Origin of the sequence: Streptomyces cellostaticus, assembly GCF_023630175.1 — a bacterium.
GTDB lineage: Bacteria > Actinomycetota > Actinomycetes > Streptomycetales > Streptomycetaceae > Streptomyces > Streptomyces cellostaticus_A.
In genome coordinates this window covers 1-12371 of sequence record NZ_JALLIN010000082.1, presented here as the reverse complement: position 1 = coordinate 12371, position 12371 = coordinate 1, and the positions used below count along the sequence as shown (strand labels likewise).

11 protein-coding genes are annotated in these 12371 nt (G+C 70.6%); 8 read left to right on the top strand and 3 right to left on the bottom strand.

Going from position 1 to position 12371, the window contains the following annotated elements; all coding sequences use genetic code 11:
- Window positions 1–32: 32 nt before the first annotated feature.
- On the bottom strand, window positions 33–224 hold the full coding sequence (locus MXD57_RS30600; RefSeq protein WP_250405443.1) for a hypothetical protein: 192 nt from the start codon (window positions 222–224) through the stop codon (window positions 33–35).
- Window positions 225–789: 565 nt separating this feature from the next.
- Here MXD57_RS30600 and MXD57_RS30595 point away from each other — a divergent pair.
- The 8 genes from MXD57_RS30595 to MXD57_RS30560 all read left to right on the top strand — a co-directional run bounded on the left by MXD57_RS30595 (window position 790) and on the right by MXD57_RS30560 (window position 11310).
- Window positions 790–4527, top strand: coding sequence for a sensor histidine kinase (locus MXD57_RS30595; RefSeq protein ID WP_250405441.1), 3738 nt, complete (start codon window positions 790–792; stop codon window positions 4525–4527).
- 9 nt (window positions 4528–4536) lie between these two features.
- Window positions 4537–4950 carry a roadblock/LC7 domain-containing protein gene (locus MXD57_RS30590; protein WP_003973453.1) on the top strand — a complete coding sequence of 138 codons (414 nt, stop codon included), beginning with the start codon at window positions 4537–4539 and terminating at the stop codon, window positions 4948–4950.
- Between the two features lie 111 nt (window positions 4951–5061).
- Complete coding sequence (locus tag MXD57_RS30585; protein WP_153177787.1) at window positions 5062–5460, top strand: DUF742 domain-containing protein; 399 nt, start codon at window positions 5062–5064, stop codon at window positions 5458–5460.
- Entirely contained in the window at window positions 5441–6016 is a 576-nt protein-coding gene (locus MXD57_RS30580) for a GTP-binding protein (protein ID WP_067301226.1), read from the top strand. The genes MXD57_RS30585 and MXD57_RS30580 overlap by 20 nt, the downstream gene beginning before the upstream one ends.
- Before the next feature lie 377 nt (window positions 6017–6393).
- The gene (locus MXD57_RS30575) at window positions 6394–9660 is read left to right on the top strand and encodes a sensor histidine kinase (protein ID WP_250405439.1); all 3267 of its coding nucleotides are present in this window, start codon (window positions 6394–6396) and stop codon (window positions 9658–9660) included.
- A 10-nt stretch (window positions 9661–9670) separates the two neighbouring features.
- Window positions 9671–10084: a roadblock/LC7 domain-containing protein gene (locus MXD57_RS30570; protein WP_005479603.1), complete on the top strand. Its 414-nt coding sequence runs from the start codon at window positions 9671–9673 to the stop codon at window positions 10082–10084.
- A 94-nt stretch (window positions 10085–10178) separates the two neighbouring features.
- Window positions 10179–10748, top strand: a complete 570-nt coding sequence (locus MXD57_RS30565; protein ID WP_250405437.1) for a DUF742 domain-containing protein — start codon at window positions 10179–10181, stop codon at window positions 10746–10748.
- Window positions 10729–11310: a GTP-binding protein gene (locus tag MXD57_RS30560; protein ID WP_009314218.1), complete on the top strand. Its 582-nt coding sequence runs from the start codon at window positions 10729–10731 to the stop codon at window positions 11308–11310. The genes MXD57_RS30565 and MXD57_RS30560 overlap by 20 nt, the downstream gene beginning before the upstream one ends.
- Before the next feature lie 324 nt (window positions 11311–11634).
- Here MXD57_RS30560 and MXD57_RS30555 read toward each other — a convergent pair whose 3' ends face one another.
- Window positions 11635–11823, bottom strand: a complete 189-nt coding sequence (locus MXD57_RS30555; RefSeq protein WP_250405436.1) for an acyl-CoA carboxylase subunit epsilon — start codon at window positions 11821–11823, stop codon at window positions 11635–11637.
- Between the two features lie 57 nt (window positions 11824–11880).
- A partial coding sequence (locus MXD57_RS30550) for a carboxyl transferase domain-containing protein (RefSeq protein WP_284506321.1) occupies window positions 11881–12371 on the bottom strand: 491 nt, incomplete at its 5' end.

The following is a 12371-nucleotide window of genomic DNA, read 5'->3' as shown; positions in this document are numbered from 1 at the left end:
GGCTGCTCGCCGCCTCCGGTGTCAGGGGCCGGCTACTCGCCGGTCGCGGCGGCGCCGACCGGGACCTCCATGAGGACGGTGCGCCGCGGGTTGGCCGTCTGGGCCGGGAGGTCGACGGAGTGCTCCGGCAGCTCCGGCGTCCGCAGTTCGTCGGCGTCCTCGAGGTGCGCCAGCGTCGTGCGCCGCGGGTTGGCTATGTTGCGGAACATCATCGTCGTCTTCACCGTTGTCATCCTGGGGCCGGGAGTGGGTTGACAGAGCATCTCATCGCGTAAAGCGCAAGGCTAAACATCGGATTCCCCGCCACGGACGCGAACTCCACAAGATCTCCATGTGAGTTTGCTCACCACCAGGTGGACATATGGACCAATTCAGACGCCCCTCCCTTGCGGGAGAAACGGACATTGCCCCCCTGAAGCTCTCATTCCGCTCCTGATCATGGCGACTGGGACACCTGGTGGCAGGCGCCGAGTCGCAGCGTTATGTCCGCTTTGCACGAGATCGACTCACACAGCTCGTAGCCCGACCCTCACCGTCCGTCACGTAGGTCACAGCTCGGCTCATGGCCCTTGTTGGAGATCCGGCACTGTGCTGGAATTCCACGGACCGCCGCGGGATCGAGCCGGCGCGCAGGGGGCGCAACACAGCGCCGAGTGGCGGCGAGAAGGGGGAACCAGCGCCGGGTCACTCAAGACCACCGGGGGGCGTATTCAGGGCGCTCTCCAAGACGCCGACACCGTGTCTCTCCGTTCACGCGGAGAGGCGCCTGGTCCAGAGGTTGCGACGCTAGTGCAGGGACGTTTCAAGAGGGATGGCAGCGCTTCGGCGGAGCCGGAGGCGAACGGCGGGACCGACCGCGGTTCCTCCCCCCAGCACGCCCAGAACCCGGGCCCGGCCCAGCCCGGCGACATCGGTGAGCGCCCCGGGCGCCCCGGCACGTCGTCCACGGCGGGTCCGGGCGGTTCGGCGAAGGCCCAGAACCCCACTCCGGCCACCAAGCCCAAGCCGGCCGGCAAGGGCCCGAACGGCCCCGGCTCGCGCATGGCCCTGCGCAACTGGCGCATCTCCACGCGCCTGGTGTCGCTGCTGGCCCTGCCCGTCGTCGCGGCGACGGCCCTGGGCACGCTGCGCATCAGCGACTCGATGGACGACATCCAGCAGCTCGACAACATGAAGCTGCTGACGGACATGACCAAGCAGGCGACCGAGCTGGCCATGGCGCTCCAGGACGAGCGCGACCAGTCCGCCGGCCCGCTGGCGCACGGCCTGAAGCCGACCGACTACACGGTCAAGGGCTACCAGGACAAGACCGACCGGGCCCGCGAGAACTTCCTCGACTCCTCCGAGGAGATCGACGCGGCGAGCAAGAACGGCAACCTCCAGGGCGTCCGCGACACCCTGGTGAGCCTCGCCAACCAGCTCGACGGCCTCGCCAAGATCCGCCAGGACGCCTACAAGTCGAAGAACAACTCGACGCAGACGGTCGAGGCCTACCACCGGCTGATCACCCAGCTCATCGACCTCTCCCAGTCCATGGCCGAGGCCTCCAGCAACCCGGAGATGATCTCGCGCACCCGCGCCCTGGCGGCCTTCTCCAGCGCCAAGGAGTACGCGTCGGTGCAGCGTGCCGTCATCGCGGCGGCCCTGACCTCCAGCAACACCTCCAAGGGTGAGCTGTCCAAGAACGACCAGCTCTACGGCGAGTCCGCCTATTCGAGCGAGAAGTCGCAGATCGCGATCTTCCGGAAGATCTACAGCAGCCAGAACCCGGACGAGCTGCTCAAGCCGATCGAGGACAGGAACCCGACGATCCAGGCGGCGGACCTGTACGCCAAGCGGGTGCTGGAGTCCCCCGGCGGCCTCAACGACCTGCCGGCTCGCTCCTACCGCGACTGGGTCGACGACAGCTCCACCAAGATCCAGCAGATGAAGAACATCGAGCACACCCTGCTCGAGGACATGGAGCAGAAGGCCCGCGAGCTGAAGTCGTCCTCCGAGCAGGAGGCGATCCTCTCCGGTGCGCTGATCCTCATCGTGCTCGGCGTCTCGCTGGTCGGCGCCTTCGTCGTGGCCCGGTCCATGATCCGCTCGCTGCGCCGGCTGCAGGACACGGCCACCAAGGTCGCCCAGGACCGGCTGCCCGAGCTGGTCAAGCAGCTCTCCGAGTCCGACCCGCAGGACGTGGACACGTCTGTGGAGTCGGTCGGTGTGCACTCCCGGGACGAGATCGGCCAGGTGGCCACGGCCTTCGACGACGTGCACCGCGAGGCGGTCCGGCTCGCCGCCGAGCAGGCCCTGCTGCGGGGCAACGTCAACGCGATGTTCACCAACCTGTCGCGTCGCTCCCAGGGCCTGATCCAGCGCCAGCTCTCGCTGATCTCCGAACTGGAGTCCCGCGAGGCCGACCCGGACCAGCTCTCCTCGCTGTTCAAGCTGGACCACCTCGCCACGCGTATGCGCCGTAACGGTGAGAACCTCCTCGTCCTCGCGGGTGAGGAGCCCGGCCGCCGGTGGACCCGTCCGGTCCCGCTGGTCGACGTGCTGCGTGCCGCCGCGTCCGAGGTGGAGCAGTACGAGCGCATCGAACTGGCCGCCGTCCCGACCACCGAGGTCGCCGGCCGCGTCGTCAACGACCTCGTGCACCTCCTCGCCGAGCTGCTCGAGAACGCCACGTCCTTCTCCTCGCCGCAGACCAAGGTCAAGGTCACCGGTCACGCGCTGCCCGACGGCCGGGTGCTGATCGAGATCCACGACACCGGTATCGGTCTCTCCCCCGAGGACCTCGCGGCGATCAACGAGCGCCTCGCCTCGCCGCCCACCGTGGACGTCTCGGTCTCCCGCCGCATGGGTCTGTTCGTGGTCGGCCGTCTGTCGCAGCGGCACGGCATCCGCATCCAGCTCCGCCCGTCCGACTCCGGTGGCACGACCGCGCTGGTCATGCTGCCCGTCGACGTCGCCCAGGGCGGCAAGAAGCCCGCTCCGGGCAAGCCCGGCGCGCCCGCCGCGAACGGTGGCCCCGCCGCCGCGCAGGCGGCGGCCGGTGTCGCCGCCGCCCGCCGCAACAGCAACGGTGGCGGCGGTCAGGGCGGTGCGCTCGGCGGTGCGCCGGCCGGCGGACGCCTCGGCGCCGGGCAGGGTCCGCGTGGCCAGGTCGGCTCCGCCCAGGGTCCGCGGGCCGCACTGCCCGGCACGGGCCAGGGAGGCCGTCCCGGTGCGCCGGGCGGACCGCGCGGTCCGCAGGGCCCGGGTGGCCCGCAGCAGGGCCGGCCGGCTCCGGCCGGGACCGGCGCGGGCGGCTTCGGCGGTCAGACGCCGGGCGCCGGGCAGGGCCCGCAGGCCGCGGGCGGCCCGCAGCAGGACATGTTCGGCGCGCGCGCTCCGATGGCTCAGCACGGTGGCGCCGGCGCCTCCGACCAGAGCCGCCAGCCCCAGCTTCCGCCGCGCGGCGGCCCCCGGGCCGAACTGCCCGGCGGCAACCCGCAGTCCGACCCCGCGGACTGGCGCGGCAACGCCCAGGCCCCGCTGTCGCACGCCTCGCTGGACGCCCCGCGCGGCCACGACGAGCAGGACGCCGCCCGGACTTCGGGCATGCCGCGCTTCGACGCCCGGCAGGGCCCGGGCTCCACGTCGGAGATACCGCGGGTCGACGCCCAGGGCCCGGGTTCCACGGGCGAGTTCCCCCGTCCCGACTTCGGGATGAACGGCGCCACCGGCCAGTTCGAGCGTCCCGGCACCGAGAACCCGCAGCAGACCGGCCAGTTCCAGCGTCCGGCCGCACCGCAAGACAACGGCCAGTACGGCCGGCAGGACGGCGACAGCCAGTTCGTCCGCCCCGACGTCTTCGGCACGTCGGGACCCGGGCAGCAGGACCCGCAGAGCACCGGCCGGTTCGCGGCTCCGCAGGCGTACGACGGTGACTCCACCGGCCGGCACGCGCTGCCCGGACGCCAGGGCCCGGCCGACACCGGCCAGTTCGAGCGTCCGCAGCCGGGTGCCCGCGCCGACTTCGGCGCGCCGCGTCCGCCCGCCCCGCAGCAGCAGCAGCAGCGTCCCGCCCGCCGCGAGCCGGAGGCGCTGCCGCCGGCCCCGGCCCCGGGCGACGGCCGCACCCCGCTGTACGACACGCTGGAGACCAACTGGTTCCACGGTCACCAGCAGGAGCGGCAGCCGGACAGCACCCCGGCCGCGGCGCCGCAGCAGCAGGCCCCGGCCCAGCAGCGTCCCGCCGCCAACGGTTCCTGGCGCACCTCGCCGAACGACGAACTCGTCCGGCAGGCGGAGCGCGTCCGGCAACCCGCGGCGGGCGGCGTCACCACCTCCGGCCTGCCGCGCCGGGTGCCCCGGGCGAACCTCGTCCCGGGCACGGCTCAGCAGCAACAGCACCAAGCCGGTCCGCAGGTCTCGCGTGCGCCTGACGACGTACGCGGCCGGCTGACCAATCTCCGTCGGGGCATCGCGCAGGGTCGTCAGGCCGGCAACGGCCAGACCGGCAGCTTCCCGAGCCCCACTCACCAGCAGGAGCGTTAGTTGAGTCCGATGAGCCAGGCGGCACAGAACCTGAACTGGTTGATCACCAACTTCGTGGACAACACCCCTGGGGTGTCGCACACGGTGGTGGTCTCCGCCGACGGCCTTCTGCTGGCCATGTCCGAGGGATTCCCGCGCGACCGCGCCGATCAGCTCGCGGCCGTCGCGTCCGGGCTGACCTCGCTGACCGCCGGGGCGTCCCGGATCTTCGAGGGCGGCAACGTCGCGCAGACGGTCGTCGAGATGGAGCGCGGGTTCCTCTTCCTCATGTCCGTCTCGGACGGGTCTTCCCTCGCGGTCCTGGCCCACCCCGAGTGCGACATCGGCCTGGTCGGCTACGAGATGGCACTGCTGGTCGACCGCGCAGGGGCGGTACTCACCCCGGATCTGCGCGCCGAACTCCAAGGAAGTCTGCTGCACTGACCGGCCCCGGCACCACCCACCTCACAAAAACACCGTCCGGCCGACACAATCCCCCCACCGGCCCCTTCCCACGGCTCGACTGACCGACATGCTGTCCCGCCCGGAGGATTCATGACCCCGCCCACCGCCTCTCATGATCCGTACGCGGAGCCGTACGAGGACGAGGGCGACCAGCCGCTGGTACGTCCGTACGCCATGACCGGCGGCCGGACCCGGCCGCGCTATCAGCTCGCCATAGAGGCGCTGATCAGCACCACGGCCGACCCGGCTGCGCTCATGGGACTGCTCCCGGAACACCAGCGCATCTGCCATCTCTGCCGTGAGGTCAAGTCGGTCGCGGAGGTGTCGGCGCTGCTGGCCATGCCGCTCGGCGTGGCCCGGATCCTGGTCGCCGACCTCGCGGAGGCCGGCATGGTCGCCATCCACCAGCCGGGTGGCGACGAGAACAACGGCGGCGCTCCGGACGTGACGCTGCTCGAAAGGGTGCTCAGTGGACTTCGCAAGCTCTGACGCGGGCCGGGCCACCACCTCCGCGAAGATCGTGGTGGCGGGCGGCTTCGGCGTGGGCAAGACCACGTTCGTCGGCGCCGTCTCGGAGATCAACCCGCTGCGCACGGAAGCCGTCATGACGTCCGCTTCGGCCGGCATCGACGACCTGACCCACACCGGTGACAAGACCACCACCACGGTGGCCATGGACTTCGGCCGTATCACCCTGGACCAGGACCTGATCCTGTACCTCTTCGGTACGCCCGGTCAGGACCGCTTCTGGTTCATGTGGGACGACCTGGTGCGCGGCGCGATCGGCGCGGTGGTGCTCGTGGACACCCGCCGTCTCGCCGACTGCTTCCCGGCGGTCGACTACTTCGAGAACAGCGGTCTGCCCTTCGTCATCGCCCTCAACGGTTTCGACGGACAGCAGCCCTACACCCCCGACGAAGTACGGGAAGCGCTGCAGATCGGTCCGGACGCCCCGATCATCACGACCGACGCCCGGCACCGCGCGGACGCCAAGAGCGCGCTGATCACGCTGGTGGAGCACGCGCTGATGGCCCGCCTGCGATAGCACCCAATCGGGACGCCCCGTACGGCAGTTGTCGTAGTGCAAGCGGAGCCGGCTGTGGCCTTTGACACGGTCGGCTCCGGTGTTCATAACAGTTCGGCAGAGGAATCGCCGTTCTTCACCACGCGACGCGTTCGCGCGGTGCCACTGTGCGCACGAGCGCCCCGCCTTTTGGCGGGGCTCGCTCTTTATGTCCGCTTTATCTAGGGCCTGCACCACTCGGAACCTCAGGTTCCGAGTGTTTGGAAGAGCGGATGCTGACGTGCTGGAATGCCTGAACTGCCCAATAGTCAAAGACGTACTGAGTGATCGATGACGAACCGGGCTCTGAGAGACTGCGGCACGACCAAGGTGCCGACCGCCGAGAGGTTGTTGGTCGAGTGAGGCGAAGCAAGAACGGTCCCGAGCCGTCGGCGCGGGGCAACTTCACCCCGCCGCCGCGCGCTGCGGTGCCCACCCCTGTGCCGGGTGCCGAGCCCTCGGCCGCTCCCCCGGCCGGCGGTGGCCGGTTCTCACCGCGCAACTGGCGGGTGCCGACCCGGCTGAACGCCATCCTGCTCATACCCGTGGCCGTCGGCCTCATCATGGGCGGCTTCCAGGTGAAGAGTTCGATCGACACCTGGAACGAGGCGCGGGACGCGGAGAACACCGCCCGTCTGGTGCGTGCCTCCCTCGGCTACGCCGACGCACTCGAGAACGAGCGCGACGTCACCGCCGCGCCCCTGCTGCTGGGCAACCAGGAGGCCGTCGTCACCGCGGCCCGCAAGCAGACGGACCAGGCGGCCGACGTCTTCCACGAGGCCGCGCGGAACGTTCCGGACAAGCCCGGTCTCAAGCGCCGTCTGCAGCTCTTCAAGAAGGCGGAGCCCAAGCTCCAGACGCTGCGCAAGGTCGCGTACACCAAGAAGGCGACCGGCGTCACGACCGAAGAGGGGTACGTCGAGGTCGCGCACCCCCTGATGGAGTTCGCCAACGAACTCGGTCTGGGCACCGGCAACATCACCTCCTACGGCCGTACCGTCTACGCCATGTCGCTCACCAAGGCGGCACTGTCGCTGGAGCGGTCCATCGGCATGCACCTGCTGGTCAAGCCCGGTCCGGACGACCCCAACCTGGCGACCCAGCGGGTCTCCCTGTCCTCGTACGCCTACCTGGAGCGCATCGCCCTCGAGGAGTACCTCGGCGGTGGCACCGACGAGGACGCCCAGAAGCTGACCGACGCGCAGGCGAAGATCAAGACGGACGGCGCCGCGCTCGTCGCGCAGGAGAAGCAGAAGGACTCGAAGTACGTCCCGCCGCCGGCCAAGCCGAACGCGATGGTCTCGGCGCTGGCGACGATGAAGGACACCACCCCGCTCACCCGTCAGGAGCTGGCGGCGGGCGGTGTGACGGCCCAGAACTGGTGGGCGGTCAACACCCTCAAGTACAAGGCGTACCGCCAGATCGAGTCGGACCTCGCCGACAAGGCCGTGACCGAGGCGTCCGGCATCGCCGACGACGCCAGGACCTCGGCCATCACCACGGGTGCCGTGGTCGTCGTGGCCCTGCTCCTCGCCTTCATCCTGGCCGGTGCCGTGGCCCGCCAGATGAGCCGCTCGATGCGCCAGCTCCGCAACGCCGCGTTCGGCATCGCCGAGCAGCGCCTGCCGATGCTGGTCGACCAGCTCTCCCGCACCGACCCGGGCCGGGTCGACACCCGGGTCGCCCCGATCCCGATCCACACCAAGGACGAGATCGGCGAGGTCGCCCGCGCCTTCGACCAGGTCCACCGCGAGGCGGTCCGGCTCGCCTCCGAGCAGGCCCTGCTGCGGGGCAACATCAACGCGATCTTCACCAACCTCTCCCGCCGCAACCAGTCCCTGATCGAGGGCCAGCTCACCCTGATCACCGACCTGGAGAACAACGAGGCGGACCCGGACCAGCTCGAGAACCTCTTCAGGCTGGACCACCTGGCCACCCGTATGCGCCGCAACGGCGAGAACCTCCTGGTCCTCGCCGGCGAGGAGCCCGGCCGCCGCTGGGACCAGCCCGTCCCGCTGGTCGACGTGCTGCGCGCCGCCTCCTCCGAGGTGGAGCAGTACGAGCGCATCGAGCTGTCCGGCGTACCGGAGGCCGAGATCCACGGCCGCGCCGTGACCGACCTCGTTCACCTGCTGGCCGAGCTGCTGGAGAACGCCACCACGTTCTCCTCGCCGCAGACCAAGGTGCGGGTCACCGCCACCCGGCTGCCCGACGGCCGGGTGATGGTCGAGATCCACGACAAGGGCATCGGCCTCACCGCCGAGGACTTCGCCGACATCAACCACAAGCTGGCCAACCCGCCCACCGTGGACGCCGCGATCTCCCAGCGCATGGGCCTGTTCGTGGTCGGCCGGCTGTCCGACCGGCACGGCATCCGGGTCCAGCTCCGTCCCTCCGGCGAGCAGGCCGGTACCACCTCGCTGGTCATGCTGCCGGACGCGATCACGCACGGCGGTGGCGGCGAAGCCCCGCTGGACCGCGAGGAGTTCACGGTCTCGCAGATCATCCCGGAGCAGCAGTTCCAGGGTGAGGACTTCAGCCAGGCGCAGCACCAGCCGATGCGCACCGCCGCCGAACTCGGCTTCGACGACAGCCGCTACGCGGAGGTCCCCGACGACCTGCGCGACCTGGACCCCGTGGGCCGCTCCCTGATGCGCGAGGAGCGCCGCGCCGCGCTGGAGGCCCAGTCGCACGGCGAGCCGCAGCAGGAGGCCGACGGGCGGCACGGCGGGTACGCGGACGAGTTCGAGGCCCGCGGTTACGACGGCGCCGCCGGCTTCGGCGAGCAGCCCGCCCAGCCCGCGCCCTACGACGGGCAGCAGGCCTACGGCGACCAGCAGCAGGCGTACGAGGAGCCGCGGGACACCGGGTACGAGCCGTCGTACGACGACCAGTACTACGCGCCGAACGGCGCCATGCCGCACGACGACGGCTTCGCCCCGAACGGCGGCGGCTACCCCGAGCCCGCGTATGCGGAACCGGCCCAGGAGGAGCAGGCACCCGCCCGGGGCAACCAGTCCGACGGGTTCGGCTCCTACGAGAGCCAGTCCTACCAGGACGACTGGCCTCAGCAGGACAGCTACCAGAACGGCTACCCGGCCCATTACGCTCCGGAAACGGAACCGCGGCCCGCTGACTCCGGTGACCGGAACGGCGTAGGCTTCGACCGTCCGGAATCGGCTTCCTCCGCCGCCCACCAGATGACCGACGCGGGTCTGCCGCGCCGCGGTTCCGCGGGCGGTCCCGGCGGCGCCGACGGTGCCGGGCGCGTGCAGCCGGAGGCACCGGCTCCCGCGGGGAACACCTCGGGGGGCAACGGCGACTGGCGTTCGGCCAACGACGAGCGCTGGCAGCAGGCTTCGCAGCTGCGCAAGCCCAAGGCCGGCGGAGTCACCGCCTCCGGTCTGCCCCGGCGGGTACCCAAGGCCAACCTGGTCGAAGGCACCGCCGAGAGCACCCCTCAGGGAGGCCCACAGGTCTCCCGCGCCCCGGAGGACGTCCGGGGCAGGCTGAGCAACCTGCGTCGAGGTGTCCAACGCGGACGCAGCGCAGGCAGTGAAACGAACGGCCAGGCCACTGGTAATCAGCACAGTGGTCCTGACAGCACCTACAACCAGGAGCGTTAGTGTGAGCCCGATGAGCCAGGCGGCACAGAACCTGAACTGGTTGATCACCAACTTCGTGGACAACACCCCGGGGGTGTCCCACACGGTGGTGGTCTCCGCCGACGGACTCCTTCTGGCGATGTCCGAAGGGTTCCCCCGCGACCGCGCGGACCAGCTCGCGGCCGTCGCCTCCGGTCTGACGTCTCTGACGGCAGGCGCCTCCCGCATCTTCGAGGGCGGCAGCGTGAACCAGACAGTTGTGGAGATGGAGCGGGGATTCCTCTTCATCATGTCCGTCTCCGACGGCTCCTCGCTCGCCGTTCTGGCCCATCCGGAAGCGGACATCGGCCTCATCGGGTACGAGATGGCCCTGCTGGTGGACCGCGCGGGCACGGTTCTCACCCCGGATCTCCGCGCGGAGCTCCAGGGAAGCCTTCTCAACTAAGAGACGAACGGTGCGTATTCGCCTCCCGGGGCCGTAAGGTTTCGGGACGCGGCTCCACACGTATGGGTGCCCCGCACAGTCGGAGGAGGAGAAAGTGGCAACACCCCCAGGCGGTTCGCATTCGGGCAACTGGTCGTACGGCCCTGCCCAGGGCCAGAGCGACGGTTCGGCGAACCGGTACGACTTCCCCTCCACCCCTGGTCACCGGCAGCCGTACGCTCCGCAGGGCCCCGGGCCGTCGCCGTACGACCAGCCGTCGGCCCCGCGGATCCAGCCGGTCCAGCCGCAGCGCCGCCCCGAACCGGCGCCGGCATCCGCATCGAACAACCCCCTGGTGCGTCCGTACGCCATGACCGGCGGCCGGACCCGCCCGCGCTACCAGCTCGCCATCGAGGCACTGGTGCACACCACCGCCGCTCCGCACCAGATGCAGGGCCAGTTGCCCGAGCATCAGCGGATCTGCAACCTGTGCCGGGAGATCAAGTCGGTGGCCGAGGTCTCGGCCCTGCTCACGATCCCCCTCGGCGTCGCCAGGATTCTCGTCGCCGACTTGGCGGAGGCGGGCCTGGTCGCCATCCATCAGCCCGGCGGCGACGAGAACGCCGGTGGCCAGCCAGACGTGACACTGCTCGAAAGGGTGCTCAGTGGACTTCGCAAGCTCTAGCGGCGGTCCTTCCCGCTCCACCACCTCCGCGAAGATCGTGGTGGCGGGCGGCTTCGGCGTGGGCAAGACCACGTTCGTCGGCGCCGTCTCGGAGATCAACCCGCTGCGCACGGAAGCCGTCATGACGTCCGCTTCGGCCGGCATCGACGACCTGACCCACACCGGTGACAAGACCACCACCACGGTGGCCATGGACTTCGGCCGTATCACCCTGGACCAGGACCTGATCCTGTACCTCTTCGGTACGCCCGGTCAGGACCGCTTCTGGTTCATGTGGGACGACCTGGTGCGCGGCGCGATCGGCGCCATCGTCCTGGTCGACACGCGCCGTCTCGCCGACTGCTTCCCCGCGGTCGACTACTTCGAGAACAGCGGCCTGCCCTTCGTCATCGCCCTCAACGGCTTCGACGGACAGCAGCCGTACAACCCGGACGAGGTGCGCGAGGCGCTCCAGATCGGCCCGGACACCCCGATCATCACGACCGACGCCCGGCACCGCGCGGACGCCAAGAGCGCGCTGATCACGCTGGTGGAGCACGCGCTGATGGCGCGTCTTCGCTAGGACCGGTCGCCGGACCCCGGTCGCCGGCGGGAGTTCGGCCACCGGGCCAGGGGGCAACCGACTTCGGCTCCCGTCCCTCCTCACGAGGGACGGGAGCTTCGTCGTGTACGGGGGCGTCCCGGTGGCCCGGCAGCTCCGGTCCGGCCCCCGGGACGCCCCCGACGGGGTGCGCACGTCGGCCGCGGCTCGGCGGCGGCCGCGCGGGCGGCTCCCCGCGCCGTCGCGCGCGGCGGCGGCCCGCACACACGACACGGGAAGGGCCCCTCCGAAAACGGAGGGGCCCTTCCCGTGTCGTGCTCGGGCGGCCCGGAGGGCCGGTGCCGGTCAGCCGTGCCAGCTGTGCGGGGCTCGGAAGCCGTGCTCACGCTCCAGCCGGCGCCAGCCGGCCTTGGCACGGCCGCGGTGCGCCGGGGCGGCCGGCTGGGCCGCCGCACGGGCCAGCAGGACGGCCGTGATGGCGGCGACTTCCTCGGGCTCGGCGTGGCCCTTCTCGACGCGGATGTCAGTGTTCATGAGTGTCAGTCTCCGTCAGTGAGGGGTCCGCGGGGTTGCCGCGACGGGTCCGCTCGATTACTGCGGGGGGTTGCCGTGCTTGCGGGAGGGCAGGTCGGCGTGCTTGGACTGCAGCATCGCCAGCGACTTGACCAGCACCTCGCGGGTCTCGGCGGGGTCGATCACGTCGTCGACCAGTCCGCGCTCGGCCGCGTAGTACGGGTGCATCAGCTCGGCCTTGTACTCCTTGACCATGTTCTGCCGCATGACCTCGGGGTCCTCGGCGTCGGCGATCTGGCGGCGGAAGATGACGTTGGCCGCGCCCTCGGCGCCCATCACGGCGATCTCGTTGGTGGGCCAGGCGTAGGTGAGGTCGGCACCGATCGACTGGGAGTCCATGACGATGTACGCACCTCCGTACGCCTTGCGCAGGATCAGCGAGATCCGCGGCACGGTGGCGTTGCAGTAGGCGTACAGCAGCTTCGCGCCGTGCCGGATGATTCCACCGTGCTCCTGATCGACGCCCGGAAGGAAGCCGGGTACGTCCAGAAGAGTGATGATCGGGATGT

Excerpts from the sequence above, each read along its gene's own strand:
- MXD57_RS30590 (WP_003973453.1), top strand. The coding sequence starts at position 4,537 with ATGAGCCAGGCGGCACAGAACCTGAACTGGTTGATCACCAACTTCGTG.
- MXD57_RS30585 (WP_153177787.1), top strand. The coding sequence starts at position 5,062 with ATGACCCCGCCCACCGCCTCTCATGATCCGTACGCGGAGCCGTACGAG.
- MXD57_RS30570 (WP_005479603.1), top strand. The coding sequence starts at position 9,671 with ATGAGCCAGGCGGCACAGAACCTGAACTGGTTGATCACCAACTTCGTG.
- MXD57_RS30555 (WP_250405436.1), bottom strand. The coding sequence starts at position 11,823 with ATGAACACTGACATCCGCGTCGAGAAGGGCCACGCCGAGCCCGAGGAA.